General features: G+C 37.1%; 23 protein-coding genes and 1 pseudogene. 8 read left to right on the top strand and 16 right to left on the bottom strand.

Annotation, left to right across the window (positions count from 1 at the left end):
- Positions 1-36 precede the first annotated feature (36 nt).
- From JFU54_RS22505 to JFU54_RS22490, 4 genes and pseudogenes are all read right to left on the bottom strand, one after another.
- Positions 37-390: pseudogene (locus JFU54_RS22505) on the bottom strand (hypothetical protein).
- Positions 391-526: 136 nt separating this feature from the next.
- Positions 527-709: a DUF3976 domain-containing protein gene (locus tag JFU54_RS22500; protein ID WP_002011459.1), complete on the bottom strand. Its 183-nt coding sequence runs from the start codon at positions 707-709 to the stop codon at positions 527-529.
- 28 nt (positions 710-737) lie between these two features.
- A complete protein-coding gene (locus tag JFU54_RS22495; protein WP_201066482.1) occupies positions 738-1,115 on the bottom strand; it encodes a permease in 378 nt (125 codons plus the stop codon).
- A complete protein-coding gene (locus JFU54_RS22490) occupies positions 1,112-1,327 on the bottom strand; it encodes a helix-turn-helix transcriptional regulator (RefSeq protein ID WP_201066480.1) in 216 nt (71 codons plus the stop codon). The genes JFU54_RS22495 and JFU54_RS22490 overlap by 4 nt, the downstream gene beginning before the upstream one ends.
- 825 nt (positions 1,328-2,152) lie before the next feature.
- On the opposite strand from JFU54_RS22490, the gene odhA reads away from it, so the two are divergent.
- From odhA to JFU54_RS22460, 6 genes are all read left to right on the top strand, one after another.
- On the top strand, positions 2,153-5,020 hold the full coding sequence (odhA, locus tag JFU54_RS22485) for a 2-oxoglutarate dehydrogenase E1 component (protein WP_201066478.1): 2,868 nt from the start codon (positions 2,153-2,155) through the stop codon (positions 5,018-5,020).
- A 129-nt stretch (positions 5,021-5,149) separates the two neighbouring features.
- Complete coding sequence (gene odhB, locus JFU54_RS22480) at positions 5,150-6,406, top strand: 2-oxoglutarate dehydrogenase complex dihydrolipoyllysine-residue succinyltransferase (protein WP_201066476.1); 1,257 nt, start codon at positions 5,150-5,152, stop codon at positions 6,404-6,406.
- A gap of 125 nt (positions 6,407-6,531) precedes the next feature.
- Positions 6,532-8,451 carry a putative thiazole-containing bacteriocin maturation protein gene (locus JFU54_RS22475; protein WP_201066475.1) on the top strand — a complete coding sequence of 640 codons (1,920 nt, stop codon included), beginning with the start codon at positions 6,532-6,534 and terminating at the stop codon, positions 8,449-8,451.
- Positions 8,448-10,397 carry a TOMM precursor leader peptide-binding protein gene (locus JFU54_RS22470; RefSeq protein ID WP_201066473.1) on the top strand — a complete coding sequence of 650 codons (1,950 nt, stop codon included), beginning with the start codon at positions 8,448-8,450 and terminating at the stop codon, positions 10,395-10,397. The genes JFU54_RS22475 and JFU54_RS22470 overlap by 4 nt, the downstream gene beginning before the upstream one ends.
- Positions 10,398-10,419: 22 nt before the next feature.
- Positions 10,420-11,982 carry a SagB family peptide dehydrogenase gene (locus JFU54_RS22465; RefSeq protein ID WP_201066466.1) on the top strand — a complete coding sequence of 521 codons (1,563 nt, stop codon included), beginning with the start codon at positions 10,420-10,422 and terminating at the stop codon, positions 11,980-11,982.
- Between the two features lie 92 nt (positions 11,983-12,074).
- Entirely contained in the window at positions 12,075-12,665 is a 591-nt protein-coding gene (locus JFU54_RS22460; RefSeq protein WP_061675883.1) for a class I SAM-dependent methyltransferase, read from the top strand.
- 32 nt (positions 12,666-12,697) lie between these two features.
- Here JFU54_RS22460 and JFU54_RS22455 read toward each other — a convergent pair whose 3' ends face one another.
- The 3 genes from JFU54_RS22455 to JFU54_RS22445 form a co-directional block, all read right to left on the bottom strand.
- A complete protein-coding gene (locus tag JFU54_RS22455; RefSeq protein WP_002030461.1) occupies positions 12,698-13,108 on the bottom strand; it encodes a DUF3908 family protein in 411 nt (136 codons plus the stop codon).
- A 239-nt stretch (positions 13,109-13,347) separates the two neighbouring features.
- Entirely contained in the window at positions 13,348-13,836 is a 489-nt protein-coding gene (locus tag JFU54_RS22450; RefSeq protein ID WP_002140882.1) for a GNAT family N-acetyltransferase, read from the bottom strand.
- A 101-nt stretch (positions 13,837-13,937) separates the two neighbouring features.
- The gene (locus JFU54_RS22445) at positions 13,938-15,272 is read right to left on the bottom strand and encodes an FAD-dependent oxidoreductase (protein WP_201066458.1); all 1,335 of its coding nucleotides are present in this window, start codon (positions 15,270-15,272) and stop codon (positions 13,938-13,940) included.
- A 199-nt stretch (positions 15,273-15,471) separates the two neighbouring features.
- On the opposite strand from JFU54_RS22445, the gene JFU54_RS22440 reads away from it, so the two are divergent.
- The gene (locus tag JFU54_RS22440) at positions 15,472-15,894 is read left to right on the top strand and encodes a hypothetical protein (RefSeq protein ID WP_002140880.1); all 423 of its coding nucleotides are present in this window, start codon (positions 15,472-15,474) and stop codon (positions 15,892-15,894) included.
- Positions 15,895-15,937: 43 nt separating this feature from the next.
- On the opposite strand, the gene JFU54_RS22435 is transcribed toward JFU54_RS22440, so the two are convergent.
- On the bottom strand, positions 15,938-17,170 hold the full coding sequence (locus JFU54_RS22435; RefSeq protein WP_201066456.1) for a TcaA 3rd/4th domain-containing protein: 1,233 nt from the start codon (positions 17,168-17,170) through the stop codon (positions 15,938-15,940).
- A gap of 19 nt (positions 17,171-17,189) precedes the next feature.
- The gene (locus tag JFU54_RS22430) at positions 17,190-17,975 is read right to left on the bottom strand and encodes a zinc ribbon domain-containing protein (RefSeq protein ID WP_201066454.1); all 786 of its coding nucleotides are present in this window, start codon (positions 17,973-17,975) and stop codon (positions 17,190-17,192) included.
- 200 nt (positions 17,976-18,175) lie between these two features.
- Between JFU54_RS22430 and JFU54_RS22425 the strand changes: the two genes are divergently transcribed.
- Positions 18,176-19,009, top strand: coding sequence for a hypothetical protein (locus tag JFU54_RS22425; RefSeq protein ID WP_201066452.1), 834 nt, complete (start codon positions 18,176-18,178; stop codon positions 19,007-19,009).
- A gap of 14 nt (positions 19,010-19,023) precedes the next feature.
- On the opposite strand, the gene JFU54_RS22420 is transcribed toward JFU54_RS22425, so the two are convergent.
- From JFU54_RS22420 to trpC, 7 genes are all read right to left on the bottom strand, one after another.
- Positions 19,024-19,716, bottom strand: a complete 693-nt coding sequence (locus JFU54_RS22420; protein ID WP_193339760.1) for a DUF2278 family protein — start codon at positions 19,714-19,716, stop codon at positions 19,024-19,026.
- Positions 19,717-19,797: 81 nt separating this feature from the next.
- Entirely contained in the window at positions 19,798-21,297 is a 1,500-nt protein-coding gene (locus tag JFU54_RS22415) for an L-lactate permease (protein WP_201066450.1), read from the bottom strand.
- 127 nt (positions 21,298-21,424) lie between these two features.
- Positions 21,425-21,775, bottom strand: a complete 351-nt coding sequence (locus JFU54_RS22410; RefSeq protein WP_012260560.1) for a DUF4029 domain-containing protein — start codon at positions 21,773-21,775, stop codon at positions 21,425-21,427.
- Positions 21,776-21,849: 74 nt separating this feature from the next.
- Positions 21,850-22,626 carry a tryptophan synthase subunit alpha gene (gene trpA, locus JFU54_RS22405; protein ID WP_002140872.1) on the bottom strand — a complete coding sequence of 259 codons (777 nt, stop codon included), beginning with the start codon at positions 22,624-22,626 and terminating at the stop codon, positions 21,850-21,852.
- Between the two features lie 3 nt (positions 22,627-22,629).
- Entirely contained in the window at positions 22,630-23,823 is a 1,194-nt protein-coding gene (gene trpB, locus JFU54_RS22400) for a tryptophan synthase subunit beta (RefSeq protein ID WP_201066448.1), read from the bottom strand.
- Positions 23,820-24,434, bottom strand: a complete 615-nt coding sequence (locus JFU54_RS22395; RefSeq protein ID WP_201066446.1) for a phosphoribosylanthranilate isomerase — start codon at positions 24,432-24,434, stop codon at positions 23,820-23,822. The genes trpB and JFU54_RS22395 overlap by 4 nt, the downstream gene beginning before the upstream one ends.
- The gene (trpC, locus tag JFU54_RS22390) at positions 24,431-25,192 is read right to left on the bottom strand and encodes an indole-3-glycerol phosphate synthase TrpC (protein WP_201066444.1); all 762 of its coding nucleotides are present in this window, start codon (positions 25,190-25,192) and stop codon (positions 24,431-24,433) included. The genes JFU54_RS22395 and trpC overlap by 4 nt, the downstream gene beginning before the upstream one ends.

The raw sequence follows: 25,192 nt of genomic DNA, 5'->3' as shown, positions 1-25,192 counted from the left end.
CTCTATTAAAAATTTATTTCTTCATTATTATAGTACTTACTTTAACATCGGCCTTACTACTCTACATTCTTCACTATTAGGTTCTTTTGCGAGTATAGGCGGCCTTTCATCCTCTTCTTCTAAAATCATTTCAAATACTTCTGTTTTTTCTTGTAATATGTTGGATTCACTATCTTTAGTAGGCTGTTTGCTCGTTTTAATTTTCTTTGTTACTTCACCAAGTCTTTGTCCGATTTCTTCTGCTTTGGCAGGTTCATTCGTAACGTAGTATTCTTGGTTCTCCCATACTAACATAGGTGGCACTTGTTCTCATTTGTTACATATCATATAAGTAATACTAGCTATAAGTAGTAGACATACTGCTATAAAGAAGATAGCTTTTTTGTTCATATACTATTCTCCTTATCTATCATTTTATTGGATTATATAATAGGAAATATAGTCACTAAATAGTTTTCATGGTATTTTTTGGTATTAATTTCAAATAGAAAAACCTTACTATAAAGTAAGGTTCCGTTTTTAAGTTCTATAATGTTTTATTAATTAAAACGATCATTACGATAATCGCTATAAACATAACAACTAAGCAGCCGATCATTTTATAAAATCCTCGTTTCGTTAACGTTCCGCCCTGAACGTCTTTACGAATAAATAAGAATACGGCTAAAAATAATACAAGCCCCATGCCAAAAGCATACATCATTTGCATATGTTAATCTTCCTTTCTCTTTTACATCTTAATATCTTTTTGATAAAACAACAAATGCGATAAAAACTGTACTCATCGTGAGTGCCATAAGTATGTTCAATAGTTCAGTAGCAGATAGCGTAATTACTTTTAAGTTTAAGCCAATAGAGAAAAGAAGATAGTATGCCGTTAGTGCAAAAAAGCTGAAGAACATTCCTTTATAACGAATGAGTTTCATTCGCTCATCTTTTTCTTTAAATTGCGGGTGCAAGTAGCTTAGGCAAAAACACATGATCATCATTGCAAGTACTGTATAGGTTGGAATTGGCGGTGCAGAATGCGTCATTATACCTGCTAATATCATAGTTCCGCTCATAATTAAAAAGATAATCCCCATAATTACAAAGTACTTTTGTGAATAATTCATCCTTCCTCCCCCTCTTCTTTTCCTTCATAAATAAATACATGTTCTATCGTTGTCTGAAATGTTTTTGCTATTTCAAATGCTAACGGAAGTGATGGATCATATTTTCCCTTTTCAATTGAAATGATGGTTTGTCTGGAAACTCCAAGTTTCTCAGCCAATTTTTCTTGAGATAGTCCAAGTTTTTTTCGATATTCGACCATTTTATTTTCCAAGGAAATTTCTCCCTCCTTCCTTATACCGAGTATATACGTAAAGGAAACTTTACGTCAAGGTTCCTTTACATTCATTTCGTTTATTTTTCATTCTATTTATATAGAAGAAACTTTTTCAAATTCAGCACGTCTATTTTGAAATGAAACATGGAACAATGTATATAGCCGTTACTATATCTCCTCTCCGTTTTTATGAAAATTTAATATCTCCATATTTGTTTTATCCTTTTAAAATGTTTCATTCTGCTCTTTATCGGGTGAAATGCGCTATTGTTTTTACGTTGTTTTTCGCCATATTTATAGAAACTAACGGTTTATGAAGCATTTTTTATGTATAGCCACTTTTTTTGTAGAAATCCTTCATTTTCCTTTCGATATTTAACACTATCGAGATAAAGTTTATGGTAAATTCATAATTTTTTATTTTTTATACTATATTCCGTTATATTGTTGTATAATATCAATGAAAGCGCTTATTATTCCAATATACATAATTCGAACTAAACTTTATCGAAACATTCTGATAGTTATACTTATATTTAAATGCAACAATTATAGGTATTAATGTAGGTATACCAAATATATCCACCCCGTTTTCCCGTGAAATTACTTTATAACATGAAAGATTAACTTGGGTGATAAGTTATTGTGAATGTTTTTTTACAAAACAGATAAGTAATAGTGTTTGGTATTATGTAAATTATTGTAATAACATAAGAGTAAAGAAAAACATTTACATTGATTATTGGTTCATCAATTATTGAAAAGAGCAAAATGCACCTTTTTGTATGGAAAAGGATTATATGCATTGGGAGGTTTAAACAAATGACGAGGAAGAATACAACGACAAACCCTTGGGCCAAGTTCCATGGTCCGAACCTTGGTTATGTTATTGAACAGTATGATCTTTACGTAACTGGAGCAGGTTCTGTTGATCCGGAATTACAAGAGCTTTTTGAAATTTTTGGAGCTCCTTCGTTTCAAGATGATGTCGTAACAGGGGACAACACAGCAACACATTTTTCTCCTCAAAACACAGGGAACATTGAAAAGATTCTTAAGGTCGTTCAACTTGTTGAACAGATCCGTTCTTTCGGGCATACATTGGCTCACATTAATCCGATGGAAGATGCTGCAAACGGACAATCTCTTATCGAGAAAACAATGAACGAACTGAGCGATGCTGACTTGAAAGCGATTCCAGCAAAAACAGTATGGCAAGATGCACCAGAGGGTATTCACACTGCACTTGATGTAATTCATAGATTAAAAGACGTTTATACAAAATCTTTAGCTTATGAATTCTCACATATACAAGATAGTGAAGAACGCGCGTGGTTGCATCAAATGGTGGAATCAAATTCATTGCGTCAACCATTATCAAATAAAAAACGAACTGCTCTTTTAAAACGTTTAACTGCTGTTGAAGGTTTCGAGCAATTCTTGCATAAAACATTCGTTGGTCAAAAACGTTTCTCAATAGAGGGCGTTGATATGCTTGTACCTGTACTAGATGAAATTGTTTCAGAAGGTGCTAAAGGCGGCGTTGAAGATGTCATGATTGGTATGGCTCACCGTGGTCGTCTAAGCGTACTCGCTCACGTATTAGAAAAGCCATATAATCACATGTTTGCAGAATTCAAACATGCAAAAATAGAAGGTGCAGTGGCAAATGCTGGCTGGACTGGCGACGTGAAATACCATTTAGGTAGAGAACAAGTCGTTGGTAATGAAGAAGCTAGCACTCGTGTTACATTAGCAAATAATCCGAGTCATCTTGAGTTCGTTAACCCTGTTGTTGAAGGTTTCGCACGCGCAGCTCAAGAGAATCGTAAAAAATCTGGTCTTCCAGAACAAGATACTACAAAATCATTCGTAATTTTAGTTCATGGTGATGCTGCATTCCCTGGTCAAGGTGTTGTGTCTGAGACACTCAACTTAAGTAGATTGAATGCGTACCAAACTGGCGGAACTATTCATATTATCGCAAATAATGCAGTCGGCTTTACGACTGATAGCTATGATTCTCGTTCTACTAAATATTCAAGCGACCTTGCAAAAGGTTTCGATATTCCGATTGTTCACGTGAATGCTGATGATCCGGAAGCTTGTCTTGCTGCTGCAAACCTTGCGATCCAATATCGTACGCTGTTCAAAAAGGACTTCTTAATCGATTTAATCGGTTACCGCCGATATGGTCATAACGAAATGGATGATCCAGCAGTTACGCAACCACAAGTGTACAAAAAAATTAAAAATCACCCAACTGTAAGAGCAATTTATGCAGATCAATTACAATCTGCTGGCGTTCTGAATGCAGATGAGGTTGAAACAATTACTCAGTTTATACAAGAGGAATTAAAAGCTGAATACGCACAAGTGCCACCAGCTGATACGAGTGCTGCAACAATTCACGTTAAAGTTCCAGAGGTTGTTGCAAAAGGAATCCAGCCGATTGATACTGGTGTTTCAATTGAATCACTTCGTGCAATTAATGAAGGACTATTATCTTGGCCTGAAGGCTTTAACGTATATCCAAAAGTGAAGAAAATTCTTGAGCGCCGTAAAGATGCTCTTGAAGAGAACGGTAAAATTGAATGGGCACTTGCTGAATCGTTAGCATTCGCTTCTATTTTGCAAGAAGGTACGCCAATTCGTTTAACTGGTCAAGATTCACAGCGTGGTACATTCGCGCACCGTCATATCGTATTACACGATACTGATACAAACGAAACATATTCACCATTACACCGTTTATCGAACATTAACGCATCATTCTCTGTTCATAACAGTCCGTTATCAGAAGCTGCTGTTGTTGGTTACGAATATGGTTACAACGTATTTGCTCCAGAAACTCTTGTGATGTGGGAAGCTCAATACGGTGACTTCTCAAATACTGCGCAAGCATTATTTGATCAATATGTTTCAGCAGGAAGAGCAAAATGGGGTCAAAAATCTGGTTTAGTTCTTCTATTACCACACGGTTATGAAGGTCAAGGGCCAGAACACTCTAGTGCACGTCCAGAGCGTTTCTTACAATTAGCTGCTGAGAACAACTGGACAGTTGCAAACTTAACGAGCGCGGCACAATACTTCCATATTTTACGTCGTCAAGCATCTATCTTAGGAACAGAAGCTGTTCGACCGTTAGTGCTTATGACGCCAAAGAGTTTATTACGTCATCCACTTACGCTTTCAACTGCTAGTCAGTTAAGCGAAGGACGTTTCCAACCTGCTTTAGAACAAGAAAACCTTGGTGCGAAACCAAACAAAGTAAAACGTCTTGTTTTAAGTACAGGTAAAATGGCAATTGACTTAGCAGCAGAAATCGAAAGTGGTAAGCATGAGTACAGCCTAGATGAAGTTCATATGGTTCGTATCGAGCAGTTGTACCCATTCCCTGCTGAAAAAGTTCAATCTATTATTAAACGCTTTAAAAACTTAGAAGAAATCATTTGGGTTCAAGAAGAACCTCGTAATATGGGCGCATGGCATTACATGGCTCCAATTCTGTTCGAACTAGCTGGGGATAAAGTGAAAACAGGTTACATTGGACGCCCGGATCGTTCTAGCCCATCTGGTGGCGATCCATTCGCTCACAAAGCTGAGCAAGAATTAATCGTTGCACATGCTTTAGATGTGAAGTACAACTTCCGTCAAGATAAACAAGAAATTGAAGTTTTCAGCAACTGAAAGTAACAATGAGTTTTTCAGGCTTGGCTGTGGCAGATAGTCTGCCACAGCCAGGCTAACAAATGGAGATTACCGAAGATTAAAGAAGATAAAACACACCGTTAGGCAAATAAGGGGAGGACATTTAAAATGATCGAAATTAAAGTACCTGAGCTTGCAGAATCTATTTCAGAAGGAACTATTTCACAATGGCTTATCAACGTAGGCGACAAAGTTGAGAAAGGTGGCAGCGTTGTTGAGCTTGAGACTGACAAAGTCAATGTAGAAATCATTGCAGAGGATTCAGGTATTGTATCGAAGTTACTAGGCGAACCTGGAGATACAGTTGAAGTTGGTGCTACTATCGCAATTTTAGATGCAAACGGCGCAGCAGTTGAAGTAAGCACACCAGCACCACCTGCTGAGCAACCAAAACAAGAAACTACTGAAGCACCGAAAGCAGCAGCTCCAAGTGCTGAACAAAATAAAGCGTTGCAAGGTTTACCAAATACAAATCGTCCTATCGCATCACCAGCTGCTCGCAAAATGGCTCGTGAATTAGGCATCGATTTAAACGAAGTACGTAGCACAGATCCACTTGGACGTGTGAGACCACATGATGTACAAGCTCACGCTGCAGCGCCAAAAGAAGCACCAGCTACTCCAAAACAAAGTCCGGCTCCAGTTGCAAAAACTGAATTTGAAAAACCAGTTGAGCGTGTGAAAATGTCCCGCCGCCGTCAAACAATTGCAAAACGTCTTGTAGAAGTTCAACAAACATCTGCAATGTTAACTACATTTAACGAAGTTGATATGAGTGCAATCATGGAATTACGTAAAGAACGCAAAGATGCTTTCGAGAAAAAACATGATGTACGTCTTGGCTTTATGTCATTCTTCACAAAAGCAGTTGTTGCAGCATTAAAACAGTTCCCATTATTAAATGCTGAAATTCAAGGCGATGAGCTTATCATTAAAAAATTCTATGATATCGGTATTGCAGTAGCAGCTCCAGATGGATTAGTTGTTCCAGTTGTACGCGATGCTAACCAATTGAACTTCGCTGAAATTGAAAGCGAGATTCGTAATTTAGGTCTGAAAGCACGCGATAATAAACTTTCATTAAAAGAGCTACAAGGTGGTACATTTACGATTACAAATGGTGGCGTGTTCGGTTCTCTAATGTCGACACCAATCCTAAATAGTCCACAAGTAGGTATTCTAGGGATGCATAAAATCCAAGTACGTCCAGTTGCAATTGATGCAGAGCGTATGGAAAACCGTCCAATGATGTACCTTGCACTATCTTACGATCACCGTATTGTTGATGGTAAAGAAGCAGTTAGCTTCCTTGTTGCTGTTAAAGATATGCTTGAAGATCCAAAATCATTATTATTAGAAGGTTGATAGATTATTAATCTATTAAAGGCTGTAGAATGAATCATTCTACAGCCTTTTTTTATTATGTTCATACGGGACAAATCACAATACATAGACTAATAATGTATGCCTAAAACGTAAGGGGGATAAACATGATTAACCTTCCAGTTCATGCAAAACTTAAAGCAAATAAGGATACTTTCTTCCTCCCCGATTCAAACGGGGGTGTTTACTTTCGAAATAACTCCAGTTCATTCCGTATGGATGGTGATGGAATTTATGACTGGATTGAGAAATTAATGCCCATGTTTAACGGTAATCATTCTTTGACAGAAATAACCGATGGCCTGCCTCTCCCCTATCAAAATCGTGTATTTGAAATTGGAGAGATTTTATATGAAAATGGTTTCATTCGTGATGTAAGCCAAGATGCTCCCCACAAATTAAACAGTGCATTACTCGACAGATATGCTTCGCAAATTGAGTTTTTAGAAGCTGATTCCCATTCAGGCGCTTTAAAATTCGAAACGTACCGCGCAGCAAATGTGCTTATAATTGGTTCTGGCGATATGCTTACTTCCCTAGTTTCTTCTTTATTAGAATCTGGTTTACCTACATTCCATTATCTTGTTACAGATCGTGCTGAAACAAACTACGATCGAATTCATGAACTAAGCGAACGTGCATATGCAAATGATGACAATGTACTTATTCAAGAAATAGATATTACAATTGATCGCCCTTTACATGAAGTATTCGAGCCTTTCGACTGGATTTTATACGTTTCCCAAAATGGAGATATTGAAAGTTTAAGAGCAATCCATACTATTTGTAGAGAGTTTAAGAAAAATTTCATACCAGCTATGTGCTTATCAAGAATTGGTTTAGCTGGACCCGTCGTAACCGCAGACCGTGAAGAATGCTGGGAATCAGCTTGGCATCGTCTACACGAAACTACTTTACAAAGTGAAAATCCACCTGAACCTTTCTCACCAATTGCATCTGCAATGTTAGCAAATGTTATCGTTTTTGAGTTATTTAAACATGTCGCTGAAGATTCACATAGGCAGCATAATCCTCAATTCTTTTTATTAAACTTGGAGACACTTGAAGGAAAGTGGCACCCTTTCATAAAACATCTTCTCGCAACCGATGAAATCTTTACAATTGATACGGTGCAAAATCTTCAAGAAAACCTTGCCCAACGTTCCCGACAATATACTTCAACTGAACTTTTTCGTTTTTTTGATACGTTAACTTCTAAAGAAGCTGGCATATTCCACATGTGGGATGAACAAGATTTACACCAATTGCCTTTATCACAGTGCAATATTCAAGTTGCAAATCCATTATCAGACGGACCTACCTCTCCCCTTCCTACTATAACTTGCGGTGGATTAACTCATAATGAAGCACGCCGCGAAGCTGGTTTAACAGGAGTTGAAACATATGTAGCTGAAATGATTCATCGTCTTATCCCCGAACATACTGATATCGGTATTGGCGCTGGAGAAACGATGACAGAAGGTGTATACCGAGCACTCCAAAAACATTTAAATAATAAGTTATACGAACGCCAATCACATATGCTAGAAGAGATTACAGAGCTTGATTTAACCGAAATTCATGATAAACATTGTAGGTTTTACTACGATGCTCTCTCTACAATTCATGAAATACCTAAAGTAGGAATGAGTGAGGAGTTACTTGGTTTTCCTGTCGTTTGGATCGGTATTAATGATAGATGGTATGGTGCGGCAAATATTAATATAACACTCGCATTAAGAAATGCTCTGCAACAGGCACTCCTTCATATTCAAAATGAAGAGATTCCTTATAAAGCTAATATGTTACCGGAATCATCCATTGTTTTATATAGTACGGATTCTGTTAGAGTAGCAATACAAGAAGAGGAAGAAATTCCAGGCGTACAGTCTTTACAAGTTGCTTTGCAAAATTTAGCGGAAAACAACTTGTATCCATTCGTTTTTGATTTAGCTATTGAGTCATTTTTAAGAGACAGCTTAGACGGTGTATATGGAGTATTAATTGCAAAGGAGGATGACCAATGACTCAAAACATACTACTTATAGGAGATGGCCTACTCACAGACTATGTACATGAGCAATTGTGTAAGCAATATTCACTCATCCGCCAGCATACAATTACAGAAGCTCTTCCTGAAAACATTCATCTTGCTCTCGTTTTACATGACGGGTCTCCTTCTTCCGTACATCATGATGCTGAGCTTATCTTTCGCTCAAATAATATTCCGTGGCTTCGCGCGTTTACTTCGTTTGGTGAAGGTATTATCGGTCCTTACGTGAAGCCTCTTACAACTGGATGTTCCCACTGCGCTGATGGACGCCGGTTTATAGCTGGCTTTGATCAAAGAGAAATGTGGGAACTACAACGAAAATATGCATTAAAAGCAGAGAACGTGACGAGGCGTGATGTACGCGCCACCCAAAATGGAATGCTACAAATGTGCCAGCTCATTCATGCTGAAACAGAGAAAATATTAGCTCATGGATATTCTTCTTTAGAAAACGAACTCATTTTACTGGACTTACAAACGTTACAATGTACCCGGAATTCGTTTCTTCCAGACCCTCTCTGTCCGGTATGCAGCAATTTGCCTGACGATACAGCAGATGCAGCGCAAATTTCTTTACAACCAAGTTTGAAAACGAGTACTGAAACGTATCGCTGTCGTTCCATTCATGAGCTAAACACATTTTTAACGAGAGACTATTTAGATTACCGGACTGGTATTTTAAACGGCCAAATGCAACATTCTTTATTACCGTTTGCTGATGTCATTATAAACATGCCGTTACTGTTTGGAAATGAAGGTGTCGCAGGCCGGACTCATTCATTTTCACTTAGTGAAGCAACTGCTATTTTAGAAGGATTAGAACGCTATTGCGGTATGTCGCCTCGTGGAAAAAAAACAAATGTACATGGCAGTTTTCGTGAGCTAGAAGATGTTGCACTGAATCCCCTCACACTTGGTGTGCATACAAATGAACATTACAATCGTGATAGTTTTCCATTTAAGCCGTTTGATCCTGATTATGAGCAAAACTGGGTATGGGGATATTCTTTATTACAAAGCAGGCCCCTTCTAGTTCCAGAATCAATCGCTTATTATAGCCTTGGTCATAGAGACGCTTTCGTGTATGAAACATCAAATGGATGTGCCATTGGTGGTAGTTTAGAAGAAGCAATTTTTCACGGCATTTTAGAAATTGTAGAGCGTGACGCCTTTTTGCTCACTTGGTATGCCGAATTACCTCTTCCCCGTCTCGATCTTAGTTCAGCCAATGATACTGAATTGCAATTAATGATTGAACGCTTACGCACAATTACTGGATATGAATTATACGTTTTCAACGCGACGATGGAACATGGTATTCCGAGCATATGGGTCATTGCGAAAAATACAAGGCAAGATGGTATGAATCTCGTCTGTGCTGGCGGCGCACATATGGAACCAATTCGGGCTGTAAAAAATGCAATTCATGAAATAGCGGGCATGTTACTTATAACAGATGAAGAGCTTGAACAAAAAAGAGAGAAATATGAAAACTGTTTACAAGATCCATATCTTGTTTCGCAAATGGAAGACCATAGTATGCTGTATGGATTGAAAGAAGCGGAAGAACGTCTTCACTTCCTTTTACGTGATGATGCTCCAGTGCAAACGTTCCAAGAAATGAATGCATTACAATCATTTGATATGGATTTAACATCTGATCTTCATCAACTTTTAAACAGGTTACATCAATCTGGACTTGAAGTAATTGTTGTAGATCAAACGGTCCCCCTTATAGAAAAGAACGGCTTACATTGTGTAAAAGTAATTATTCCAGGCATGTTACCGATGACGTTCGGTCACCATCTCACTCGGGTTACAGGACTGGATAGAGTGTATACCGTACCGATGACACTTGGATATTGGGCTGAGCCTTTAACGAATGAAAGTTTAAATCCACATCCGCATCCGTTTCCATAATTCATAGTGAGGGGGAAATTTGATGCAACCTGATACTTTTTTACATCATCTCCATTTTTCTATTAATGAAATTATGTCGTCCGATAAAGAGATTGACTGGGAAGACGCACCACTTCCTTATAAATTATATCGAAATTTACCAGTAATCCCTCTCTCTTTAGAAATCCCATTAACTTTGCGAAATTCTTCTACTAAACCTAACTTAGAGGAAATCGGTCATTATCTTTGGTACTCATTTGGTTTAACACAATTATGTCAGCCTACTACTAACCTAGAAAATAATAAAACAACGACTCTATTTCGAAGATTCATCCCTTCTGGGGGTGCTTTATATCCGAATGAATTATATATGTATTTAAAAATTGATCATTATCCAGACGGCATTTACCATTACGACGCCGCGCATCACCGTCTTATCTTACTTCGCGAAGGAAATTTCGATTCTTATCTTACAGAAGCACTCGGCAATCGTTGTAACATACATTCTTGTTCTGGTGCTGCATTTGTATCCACTATGTTTTGGAAAAACTTCTTTAAATACAATAACTTTTCGTATCGTCTTCAAGGATTAGATAGCGGTGTTCTCATCGGTCAATTACTTGAATGCGCAAAACAATTTGGTTATACAAATGGTGTATATTTTCAGTTTCTAGATCGGGCAATGAATCATTTACTTGGACTGTCAGAAGGTGAAGAAAGTGTGTATGCTGTTATTCCTTTAAGTACAGAACCGAATACAGATTGGTTTCATGATGATCATCACGAAAATAAAACTATTACTTCTCATGACTTGTTGCAGCAAATCCCGCCGTTAACACATGAGCATTTCGTTCGCTCAAAATATGTAGATGAATATCCGATGATAAAAAAAATAAATGCGGCTTCTATGATTGAATCGACAGAACACTTCCAAACATTTACCCGTGAAGAACGACAACAATATAGTGCACACGCTATGCAGCTACCTAAAGTGGAACGTTTATCATATGATTTTTTACAACTTTGTAAAAAACGATATTCACCTGATTCTGACTTCATTTTAACGAAATGGGATGCAGCCGAGCTCGCTACTCTACTACAAGCAGCGAGCCTCTCCTTCCCTTATTACAACGACCTTGATGGCAAATATTTAAATGAAAACGCACGAGTCTCACTATATGGATGTTTTTATAACGTAAAAGACATAGAAAACGGCGCTTACGCTTATAACAGTAGGACACATTCCATACAGCCAATTCGGTACGGAGACCTTCGTTATTCTCTGCAATCCAGTATGACGATGGATAACGTAAACCTTTTTCAAGTACCACTTTGTCTACATGTAATCGGAAATAAAGATTACTATAAAAATAAATTAGGTTATAGAGGATATCGCATTCATCAAATGGAAGCTGGCATGCTCGTTCATAAACTCGTTTTAGCTGCGACCGCTATGGGGATGGGCGGGCATCCGTTACTAAGTTTTGATACAAATTCATGCGATCAATTGTACGGGATTGATGCCGGAAATGAAACTTCACTCATTCAAATTCCGGTTGGGGCTTACAGGGCGCGAAATTGGCTAAAAGGGTCCTTGCATAATTAGAAGCACGCCGATTAATGGCGTGCTTTTTTTAAAGGAGTTAAATTATTAAAAGCGAAATAAATACATATTCTTATATAAAAGGAGAGTTTGAATTGAGTATTTTACAAAGGTTAATCGAGCAAGCGAAAAATCCTCACGGGACAATTGGTTCCTCTATGCTTTGCATTATGAATGCTGCGCATACGAGACTAACAAATTGGGCTTTACAAAAAATACATATACGTGAAAATGCAGTTATTTTAGATATTGGTTGTGGAGGTGGTAAAACCATACAGACTCTTTCAAAACGAACTCCGCTTGGGAAAATATACGGGATCGACTACTCCAATCAAGCTGTTGAAAACTCAAAGAAAGCAAATATGAAGGATGTCAAAGCAGCGAAAGTAATTATTCATCAAGCAAGCGTCTCCTCTATTCCATATCATCCGGACTTCTTTGATCTCATTACCGCTTTTCAAACCCACTACTTTTGGCCTGATGTTGAGAATGATATGAAAGAAGTATTTCGCGTCTTAAAACCGAATGGATCCTTTTTACTAGTCGCTGAAACTTTCAAAATCCAATATCATATGGATAAATTTAAGACGACCGAAGAATTAGTAAACCTTTTTTATGAGACGGGATTTACAAGCGTGAAATGTTACGAAGAAAGAGGGTGCCTTTATTTAATAGGAAATAAGTAAAAAAGCAGACCTTTCAAGGTCTGCCTTTTTTACTAGATTACTTTAAAAATACTCTTAATTTGTCTTGCAAATAACCAGTTTTTCGTACCGTAGTTATCATTTAGACTATCTAAATTAATAGCTTTCCCGTTAGAAAACTTTAGTTCTAACGTTGTATTTTTGTCATTTGTTTTTAAGTTGCTATTTGTAATGTCATCATACTTTAATTTTTCAATCTCAATATACTCTTCCTTCTCTTCTCCGATAACGACGTGATCTTGGAAGAAGAAGAATACTTCTACTTTCTTACCGAAACAAAATACGTTTTTCGTATAAATTAATGTCGCGTTATCAAGTCCGACACATACTTCTTTCATCTCTTCAACAACGTTTCCTAAGTCTTCTTCGTTTCTTGCATTTGATTCAGCAATCCATTCTTCGATTGTATTCATGTTAATTGCCATACTGTGCCCCCTGGTTCGTTCATTGCTTTATTAAAAAATAAATACTATATGACAATATAAGCGATACGTACTATGTTTTCAAGGGTGAACGGTATATTCGAAATAAAGTGAAACTTTAATTAGTGGAGGTTTTCTTCATCCCCCACTGATTATCAGCCCTCACTAATCGGGCTCTTACTGCCCGCAAATAGCGGGATAAAGTTAAATTTCAAAGTAATCTACTAGGGGCACCGATTTTATTATATTTTAAACGTTTGAACGAGACATTCTTCATCATCGATTAACTGTGTTTTCTCATCAAATTCGATGTTTAGCTCCCTATATACTTTCTTCCAAAAAGAAACTGCTGGTATATTTTTCACAAGTTCGATAACGAAATATTGCCCTCTTTTCTCTTTTAATACATTCTCAATAACTTGTTTACCGATTCCTTTTCCTTTGTACTGATTCAATATGAAAATGTCATTTATACCAAAGTCGTTTTCCTTCTTCAAAAACGGGCGTTCCAATAGTAATAAAAATCCTACGATATCAGTATCACTTTTAATAAAATACGGAGTGATTCCATCATTTACCCAAAACATATGCAAATCTTCGTATTCAAAAAATCCATTTGCCCCAATCTTTATATTAGGAGTGAATGTAGAGAGGTCATGAAGATATAGTGCGTACAAATTACGTAATATTTCTTTTTCTGATTCTTGAACTGTTTGAAGTGTTACAAACATTTTTAATAATCCCCTTCCCTATATGTAACTGTTTCTCCCTCTTTATTATTCGCTAAAAAAGTTTACCTACCTTTGCAAAAAAAATAGCACTTAAAAAAGTGCTATTCCGCTCTCCTTGCTGCTTGTTGAATTGGATCCCAAACGCTGTTATATGGTGGTGCGTAACTTAAGTCGACATCTTCTAAATCGTGAATACTCATTTTATTGAAAAGTGCCATCGCGATAACATCAATACGTTTATCTACGCCCTCTTCTCCAATTACTTGACCGCCTAATAATTGTTTCGTATCGGCGTGATATAGTAATTTCAAGTGAAGTGGCGAAGTACTCGGGTAATAGCCTGCCATATTTGTTGAATCTACTTTGACCGTCTTATACGGGATGTTTAGCCCTTTCGCTTCTTTTTCATTTAAGCCTGTTCTTGCGAGCGTCAGATTCATAAATTTAATAATGCCCGTACCTAACGTACCTTTAAATGCTCTTCGTTTATCAACCATATTGAGTCCGGCAAGTCGCCCTTGTTTATTCGCAGTCGTTCCGAGCGGGATATGGTCATGAGTTTCCTTTATAACATGGTAATGCGTTGCACAATCACCAGCAGCGTATACGTCTTTCACATTCGTTTGCATATAAGCATTTACTTCAATTGCACCTTTATGGTTTTTACGTATATTTGTCCCCTCAAGAAAATCAGTATTTGACTGTACACCGACAGATACTAAAACGAGATCAGTTTTATACGTCCCTTTATCCGTCTCCAGTTGTTCTACTCTTTCTTTTCCTTTAAACGCTTTTACATTTTCATTCGTTAAAATTTCAATATTATGTTTATCTGCTTCTTTATGTATATATTCCGCCATATCGGCATCATAAATTGTGCCAATATGATCGTTTCGCTCAATCATTCTTACTTTCTTACCAAGTTCGACGAATGTTTCTGCCATCTCTAGTCCAATTGCACCGCCGCCAATAATAGTTACAGCCTCAACTTTATTCGTTTCTAGCGTTTTTAATATGCGCTCAGCATCCGGAATTGTTTTTAAAAGATGAACGCCTTGCAAATCTCGCCCTTCCCATTCTGGCATAACAGGACGCACTCCAGTCGCAATTAATAAACGGTCATACGGAAATTCAAAAACATCTTTCGTCTCCGTATGCTCTGCGTACACCATTTTCTTTTCCGTATCTACTTTCGTTACTTCATGACGTACTTTCGCATCAATTCCATATTTATCACGAAACGTCTTTACATCGCGTGCAATTAACTTTTCAGTAGAAGCAATAACACCACTAATCACATACGGTAATCCGCACTGAGCGTATGAATAGATTTCACCTTTTTCTAACGTTACAACATTTGCAGTTTCATCGTTTCTAACAATTTGCATTGCTGCACTCATACCTGCTGCATCTCCGCCAATAATGACATAGTTCATTTTACCACTCCTTCTTTTTTACATACTCTTTACGATTTCCATATTTTATAGAAATAACACCTACTTCCATTGTAAAGAAATAGAATTCTATCTACAAATTTGGTGCACAAACCTATGCATGAATAGGTATCCGTCGTGTCTTATAAACAAGATGTTTAATATGCTATAACAGCAACTATTGAAAGTAGGTGAAACATACATGTGCGCCGGCCTTCTCGTCCAGCTTCCAGAGGAACCGATAGAACCGAGACCCGCCCTCCCGCTTGAACAGGAATTTACCGTTAGTGTAACTTTATACAGTGCACGTGCTTGGTTATCTGATAATGACACTTTCTCACAAACTATTTGGAAATCAACTCGCTTTGCTTCTGCCTCACACGCTCGCAAATCCATCTTCCCAGTTGGTACTGTAAAAATTGTGAACTTTTCTGAGGATACAATAACGGTTACTATATCATCCGAATCAGATGATGCACTCAAAATAGTCGTTCCCCCTCGTTCTGAAGCTGCTTTAACGTCTAGTTCTTTATCTGATGTGCAAGCAAGTACATCAGGAGGAGCAAGCAAAGTCACATTCCTCTTTCATATCTTTTTCTCAAGGGATCCTGGTCCAGCTAAATAACCATAGAAAAGGTACAGCTATGCACTGTACCTTTTTCACGTGTTTATTCTCTTGATTTGATCAATTCAACATTATAAGTTTCAATATCTGTTAGCTTTCCTGTAAAATACGGATTTTCTCTATACCAAGACTGTTTTGAAAAATACGCTTGCATATCTTTCGTTTGAAACATATGTCCATGCCTTGCGTATACTTCGTTTCTTGCTATTTTCAATTGTTCTTTCGATAAATATGTTAAGTCCGTACTCGTTAATTTTCGAATATCACTATCAGGGAAGATGAAACCATTATATACATAATGAGTCGTAGGCGGAGTAACATTGTAAACAACTGTTTTTTCTACACTTTTCTTTTGAAATGGAAGATTATAAGCCGAAAGTGCCGTTACCGTTTCTACCTTTGTCGTTTCCCTTCCGTTTTCTCCATTTCGTTCTAAATAAATCGCCGCACTTCCATCAGTCGCTATCGGTCCCCACGTAATTTCTTCTCCAGTCAACGCAGTAACTGGCTTTTGATTCACGTACAATGTTGCACCAGACGCATTCGTTTGAACTGTAATATATTGCCCTTGCAACGTTAAATCTACCGTTACATTATTTTGACTTTGTTTCATAAGTACAACCTTTTCCTCACGTGATAGTTTTACATAGTCATTTTTATATTCAGATTTAAATACTTGAGTTCCAGGAAGAAACGGTCCATATTGCTTCTCAAACTTTTTGTCATTTGTCTTATCAATTTCTTTTCCGTTCAATTTTAAAGATGTACCTTTTTCATTTGTAAGCAGAGTCGTATAATACGTCTTTGCTTTCAATTTATACCGATCAAATAAAAAGAAATGTTTCCCATCTTTCGTTAAAGAAAAATCTGCTCTTTCTATTCCATCCCCTTGTTTTTCACCTTGCCTCAAATATTCTTTCAATTCATTCACGTAAGATGGATTTTCTTTTATATATGAAAATAGAGGCGTTAAACCCTCTCTCGTTACAATAACGGTTGGATCATCTGCCGTGATGATCTCAGCTAATTTCTCCCCGTCCCTCTCTTGTAAAATAGTAATCATTCGGTCTACTTGTGCCGTCTGCTTATAATACGATGATCCATACAAATACAATCCAAAAATTACTATAACAAGTAATGTTAAGAGTGTAATGCCAACTTTTGTACCGCCGCTCATTCTCTTCTTTACTACAAGACTTTCCCTCTTCATCCCGCAGTTTTGGCAAAATTGCACTCCATCTTCATACTGAGCTCCGCATTTTGTACATACATTCATCCATTCAACCACCTTTTCGTTAGAAGCCTGTTAATCCCCCGATAAAGGTTTGGATTATCGTTTTAATGTAAGACCAAAACACGATAAACGTTGCAATTCCGATTAAAACATTTGCGATAATAAGTGTGTAAACAGGATCTACTCCGCCGTTGTCTAGTTTTAATATAGCTACAATTATACTAATTCCCATATACGTTGTAGCCAGCCCTAATAAGATTGGTAAAAAAAAGATCAATAGGAAACTAAATAGAAAAGAAAGAACTAGTATAGCAATAGCTGGCGTCGCTATCGTCCCCCATATACCGAATGCTTCAAGAAAAGAAAAAGATGATTTCATCATCTTACCACTTACAAAAATAATAAATCCGACAAATAAAGTTAAAATTAATAAAAAGAAAAAGACTATTACAGATTCTCCAAAGAAAGTAGGAGTAGCTATATCTGGCACTAATGTCCTTGTAACAGTCGCCGCTGCGCTCATCATTCTATAAAAAATACATGCTCCTAAAAAGCAAATAAGCACAAGACTTACAATTCCATTTCGCACTTCAATATTTCCACTTTCCATAATGGCCGATGGTGATTTAAAAGCATTTTTAAAGAACTGAAAATAGCCACTTGCAAATTGTTTCGCTTGCTCTACCGTTTCATTCGGACGGCTTTCCTTTACTTGTGCTGCGCGCGCTTGTTGCTGTCCTTCTTCCTGTGCACCACTTGCTACCACTTCTTCCGTTAACGAATGTCCACAATTCCCACAAAACCTTGCTTCCGCTGCATTTTCAGTATGACATGCCGGACATTTCATTCTCTCATCCCTCCTTAAGCATATACCTTATAGGGTGTTACAAATTCAATATATGACTTTGTACATAAAACATGACTACAAGAAAAAGAATATGAAATCCTTCTTTTAAACGAAACTATGTGTGCTAGTATTATAGAAAAATAATGGTATTATGAAACAGAGCAAATAAAGTGAAACTTTAAACAGATTGGATGAAGACAGTGGAATTTGTAAACTCGATTTTTCAAACACTCCTTACAAGTGTGATCCAATTATTTTCTTTAATTGGTGTCATCATTGTAATTGGATTTATATTAGGTTATTTAGAATCTCTCACACGAACGTATTGGTCGAGAGCTTTTGGTAGGAAGGGATTTCTTTTAACTGCATGGATCGGTGTTCCCGTTCATGAACTTGGACATGCAATTATGTGTCTATTATTCCGCCATAAAATTGTAGCAACTCAGTTCTTCCCGACAGATACAAGTCAAGGAGCTTTAGGTTACGTCCAACATCAATACAATCAAAAAAGCGTATATCAACGGATCGGTAATTTCTTTATCGGCATCGGTCCTATTATTTCTGGTATTACTGCCTTAATACTTTTAATGCGCTATTTCGTACCAGAGTCATATTATTTATTTAATACGAATCTGGAAAAAACTGTTGCATCGACTTCTATTAACTTAGACATGATCCAAAACATGCTACTATCGACGTTTGTATTATTGAAAAGCTTATTTACATTTAACAATTTATTAAATCCTTCATTTTGGTTATTTTTATTTATCGCCATTTGTATTTCTGCACATATCGCTTTAAGTAAACCAGACATTAAAGGATCAATAGACGGTGTTATCGTCATGTTTATCATGTTATTTTTATTCAATATAATTGCAGGACTTTTTCAGTACGATAGTAACCAACTAATCGGAAAAATGATGAAGTATAATATGTATCTCATTGCGTTTTCTAGTGTGGCGCTTCTTTTCTCTTGTATTTCTACACTTGTGAGTTTTGTGTTTTATAAAATGAGAGGAGGACGTTCGTTTTGAACGTCCTCTTCTCATCAATTATTTCTCTTATAATCACAATGCTCAACCGGCACACGAGCATGCCCCTCTTCATCCGTACACCATGACTGTGACTGAAAGGCAAGAAAAATACCAATCCACTCTTCCTTCTTCTCAAAGTGAATCAATATCCCACCGTCTTGCCATTTGCCATCATCACCTTGCCATTTCTCTACATTCCCTTGATTCATATGAATATCGTGTATACCGTTTCCAGGTGTAAAATGAAAATACGAATCCGGAACCTTTTCTTCTGGTCCCCACCTTTCACCAAACGCATAAATAATTGCTTTCTCATCTATTGCTCGTTTTATATAACGTTCTATTTTCTCATTTAAATCATTATCAGATCCCGATTTTTCAGCAGGTAAAGGAATCATTTGCTTTGAATCAAATAAATTACCTCTTACATAATCTAAAGCTACTTTCGGCTCATTGTTTTTCACTTCTGTAAACCCAAACGGTAATGTTGGTAAAATGTGAATAGCTTCTAAATCAATATGTTCGCTTGCAAAATATAAAACTTCTGACGGATAACTTTGCGACTTTACGTTAATTGCAATACGATAATCTACTTCTGCTTCGCCTTGTAAATGAACTTGATAATGAGGTGTGTTCCCTTTTCCAATCTTTGACTGTATAACTGTACCTTTTAATACACCGTAGTTTTTTAGGGGCATACATTTCATCTCCTATTCATTTAGTAGAAGCTTTTCATATTTAAAACATTATCCAATCATAAAAAAAATCCTCCTATGCTAGGAGGATTTTTAATTTCTCAACATATACCAAACAATAACCTCTACCACTACAAGTAACACCGCACCAAAGATCATTAACGTCGTCTTCTTTAATAGTTCATTTTCACGATACGGGATATTACATAAATACGCACCTAGTGTAATTCGTGATGGACAAGCGATTGTCGCTACTGATGATGCGGTGTTTTGGAGTGTTGTGACATATTGCCACGGAAGTGCTACGTTTTGGGCTGTTTGCATTTGTAGCTTTATAAACATCGCATTTGATCCTGCGTTACTACCTGTTAAAAAGCCGCCGATTCCCCCAATAAACGGGGCAACGAAAACGAAAAACGTACCAAATGTTTCACCAGCTGTTTTTGCGAGTAATGAATGCATACCAGATGCACCCATTAGTTCTGAAATTGCGATAAACATTGTCGTTGTAATAGCAAAAGGAATCCATTGTTTTATCGTTTGTGAGAGTGATTGTTTAATAATATTTGATGGAATGCGGAAGAAAATAATTGTAAATAAACAAGTTATAGCGAGCCAAAATCCTGGTGAATATAGTAACTCTAGTTTGTAAGAATATGATTTTAAATCGAGAACTGCATATGACCTAAGAAAATCATGTAATGCTGGAACGAGGCGAGAAAGTAAAATACAAACTGTTAAGAATATATAAGGGCTAATAATTTTTATAATAGATACTTCTCTCTCTACAGCCGCAGCATGTTCTGTTATAAAGTTTTGCTCACTTTTCCCTTTTAATTTAATGATAAGAAAGCCAAATGTAATTGTAACGATAGAACTTAATATCCCTGCTAGTTCAACACTTACGTATGCGTTAGAAAGATAGATTCCGAGAGAAAATAATAGAAAGAATCCTATCCCTTCCTTCCACTTTTCTATAACTGCCTGCCAGCCACCGACAACGTATAAAGAAAGGATGATAAAGTATGCGAAAATCGGGATGCTTAATAATGCTGTATTTGTACCAAGAGTTGTGAGCGGCATGTTAATAAGCTGAGAACCGATAATCGTACCCGTTGCCATCGCGCCCCATGAACTTGCAAGTAAACCGATAAACGATAGTAGCACAGCTTGAAACGGTTTATAACCGAGCGAAAGAAAAATAGGTGTTGCGACCATAAAACCAATTCCGAATCCACTCACTGATTCAATAAGTGGACAAATACCAAAACACATAAGAAGCATTTGCAATAATCGATCGCGCGTGACTTGTTCTAGAAATCGTGCTACTTGATCGATGTATCCCATTTTGTTCATGAGGTGAAATAAAAAAATACCGAAAAATAAAACGTATCCGACAATAAAACAAATTAACCACCCTTTAATTGTTGCGTGTACAGTTTCACTTATCCCTAATTGAAACGTTGGCGAGAGTAAAACGATTCCGACAGAAACGGCATAAGAGATTAATGAGGCTCTTAATGACGTTTGTTTAAACAAAAACAAACAAATAAAAATCATCATAATCGGGATAAGTGCCAACAATATGGCCATGCTATCATCTCTTTTCGTAAAAATTGCAATTTTTAACTATTATATAACAGATGTTATGATTTTCAATTATTTTTATAACAGATTTAAAAAAGGAGCCGCTTGGCTCCTTTTTTGAATAACTAATATTTTATCTTTTATCCTGAAAAACCGTCTGCTGTCCAATCATTTTTTCTAGTACAACAAACACAATATAAGCACATATTACTTGCAATACAATATTCCCAAGTTTTATTAATCCAAATGAATGGATACATTGGAATAATTCACTTAATAATACAATCGAAACGATACTAAATAGTTCTATACTAACCGAAAATATACATATTTCTAAAATAGATTGCTCTTGTATTCGATTTAATTGAGAAAAGATGAATACATATCCTAAAAACAGAGCCATCAACTCTATTTTCGTCATGCTAATGAGCCAAGCGTATAATGGTACAGTTAAAAGAAGATATAATAGTTTACGTCTTAGCATGCCTTCTCACCCTCTAAGTTATAAGTATTTTCTGTATATTTTAACATTTATTACACAAAAGAAACAGAAGAGACTTAAGCCTCTTCTGTTTCTTTTACTGCATGTATTAACTCACAAATTTCTTCTCGCTTTTCATTTTCTAACAGCTCAATGACTTTACTTCCAACGACAACGCCGTCACATATTGTAATCATTTCTTCAATTTGTTCTCGTGTTGAAATACCGAATCCTGCGACTACTGGTAAGTGGACGTGTTCTTTTACTTTTTCTAAGTAACTACGAATCTCATCTTTAAAGTTTTGACGTACTCCCGTTACGCCCGCTACTGTAACGGCGTAGACGAATCCTTGTGATTCACTCGTAATTTTTTCGATTCGTTCAATAGGGCTCGTTACGGTAACGAGTGGAATTAAAGCGATATTCGCCACGCGAAGGAGCGGTGCAATAATGTCTTGTTCTTCATACGGTAAGTCCGGAACGATAATACCGTCCACCCCTGCTTCAAGACAGCTCTCAATGAAACGTTCCTTTCCGAATGCGAGTACTGGATTTAAATATGTCATAAGTACAAATGGAATTTGAACTTCTTGCCTCACCTCTATTAATGCTTGAAAAATACCTTTCAATGTTACACCGCTATCTAATGCTCTTTTTCCTGCCCTTTGAATAGTTGGACCGTCTGCGACTGGATCTGAAAATGGGATACCAATTTCAACGATGCTTGCTCCTGCTTCATCAAGAAAACGAATTCTTTCTTTTAACTTTTCAAGTCCACCATCTCCGCCCATTACATACGGAATAAATGCTTTCTTGCCATTTTCAAACGCTGCTATAATTTTTTCTACTCCCATTTTTTACACCTCTTCCATATAACGTTTTATACTCTCTACATCTTTATCACCGCGGCCGGATAAACAAATGACAAGTCCTTCGTCTTTCTTCATTTGCGGCGCTAGTTTTAAAGCGTATGCAACAGCATGTGAACTTTCTAATGCCGGGATAATCCCTTCTTTTTTCGTTAATAATTGAAATGCTTCTAACGCTTCTTCATCTGTAATGGAATGATAAGAAACGCGGCCAATATCTTTTAGCAAGCTATGTTCTGGCCCAACACCTGGGTAATCCAGCCCTGCCGAAATAGAGTGCGCTTCTTGAATTTGCCCTTCTTCATTTTGCAGAAGGTACATCATCGATCCGTGTAAAACACCGACACTTCCTTTCGTTAAAGTGGCTGCGTGCTTTTCTGTGTGAACACCTTTTCCAGCTGCTTCAACACCGTAAAGAGCAACTTCTTCATCGTGTACGAACGGATAAAACATTCCCATTGCGTTACTACCACCGCCAATACAAGCAACGACTGCTTCTGGTAATTTTCCTTCTAACGCTTCGTATTGCTTTTTCGTTTCTTTCCCAATTACACTTTGGAAATCACGAACAATTTGCGGGAATGGATGTGGCCCGAGAACTGATCCCATAATGTAGTGCGTATCGTGTACATGTGAAACCCAGTAACGAAGCGCCTCGTTTACTGCATCTTTTAATGTGCCGCTACCTGCCGCAACGCTTTCTACTTTCGCTCCGAGTAATTCCATTCGGAACACGTTTAATTTTTGTCGTCTCACATCTTCTTCTCCCATGAAGATGACGCATTCTAAACCGAAAAGTGCACATACAGTAGCTGTTGCAACTCCGTGTTGTCCTGCTCCTGTTTCAGCGACAACTTTCTTCTTACCCATTCTTACCGCAAGAAGTGCCTGACCGATTGTATTGTTAATTTTATGAGCTCCCGTATGGTTCAAATCTTCACGTTTCAAATAGATTTTTGCTCCGCCGCAATACTTCGTCATATTTCCAGCGAAATAAAGCGGTGTTTCTCTTCCAACATACGTTTGTAAATAATGATCTAATTCCTTTTGAAACGCTTCATCTTGCATCGCTTCTTTATATGCTTCTTCTAATTCTAATACGGATTGCATTAACGTTTCTGGAACGTATCGTCCTCCGTATATACCGTAATGACCTTTTTCATCTGGATATGCGTAGTTCATTTTGAACACTCCTTCGCTTTTTTAATAAATTGTTTTATTTTCTTTAGATCTTTCTTTCCTTCTGTCTCTACTCCGCTGCTCACATCGATCATATATGGCTGAACGGTTCGAATTGCTTCTTCTATATTAAGGATGTTTAATCCGCCAGCTAATATCGTTTTCTCTCGCAACTCGTTTGGCATATGTGCGAGTAACTCCCATGAGAATGTCTTTCCGTTTCCTCCGTGGAACTTTTCTTTCGGGCTATCAAATAACAGATAATCTGTATCGTATTTTTTCGTATATTCAATATCTTTCTCTAAAGCTACTCCTACCGCTTTTATAGACGGAATATTCAATCTCCTAATTTGATGATTGTCTTCATCCCCATGTAGTTGCACATGCGTTAACCCGCACTCCTCTGCAATTTTCTGGATCACTTCGACTGATTCATTTACGAAAACACCTACCTTGAAAACGTGGACTGGAATTTCCCCAATAATTTCTTTCGCTAGCCCTGGGGTGATTTTCCGCTTACTTTCTGCAAAAACAAATCCGATTGCATCTGCTCCGTATTCACACGCTCTTTTTGCTGTTTCCATATCAGTGATGCCGCAAATCTTCACTTTCATATGCTCACCTTACAGTCTTCAAAAAAATTACTTATAGAAGATGATGTCATAAGTGCTTCTCCAACTAATACACCTTTTGCACCAGCTCGTTTGACGCGAATGATATCTTCTTTTGAATGAATGCCGCTTTCACTAATCCAAAGTAGGTTTTCCTCATTCAGTCGTTTTCCGAGCTTTTCAGTTTGGCTTAAATCTACTTCAAATGTTTTTAAATTACGGTTGTTAATACCGATAACGTGCGGATTTAATCGGATTGCAATTTCTAATTCCTGTTCATCATGAACTTCAACAATCGCTTCTAATCCTTTTTCTAGCACGTAGTTATAAAGCTCGTTTAATTTCTCTTTTGACAATGCTGCAACAATTAATAAAATAAGATCTGCTCCTGCTTCATACGCTCTATCAATTTGGATTTTATTGATTATAAAATCTTTACATAAAAGCGGAATGTTACTTTCTGCTCTTGCCGTTTCTAAGTCGTGAAACGACCCTTTAAAAAATTGACCGTCTGTTAAAACCGAAACTGCTCCAGCACCGCATTCTTCATATGTTTTCACTTGTTTTGGCACATCAACGTGTAAATTAATATCGCCTTTTGATGGAGACGCTCGCTTTACCTCTGCTATTACAGTAAACTGCTCTAAAGCTTTTACAAGTGAGTGTGTTTTCCTTTTTTCTTTCACTGGTGAATATGTTTCATATAACTCCGCAACTTCTACTTTCTTTTGCTCTACAATTTTGTCTAAAATCGTCCCCAT

It is taken from the genome of Bacillus sp. TH19 (assembly GCF_016651075.1).
Lineage (GTDB): Bacteria > Bacillota > Bacilli > Bacillales > Bacillaceae_G > Bacillus_A > Bacillus_A mycoides.
This window is presented reverse-complemented; position numbering and strand designations above follow the sequence as displayed.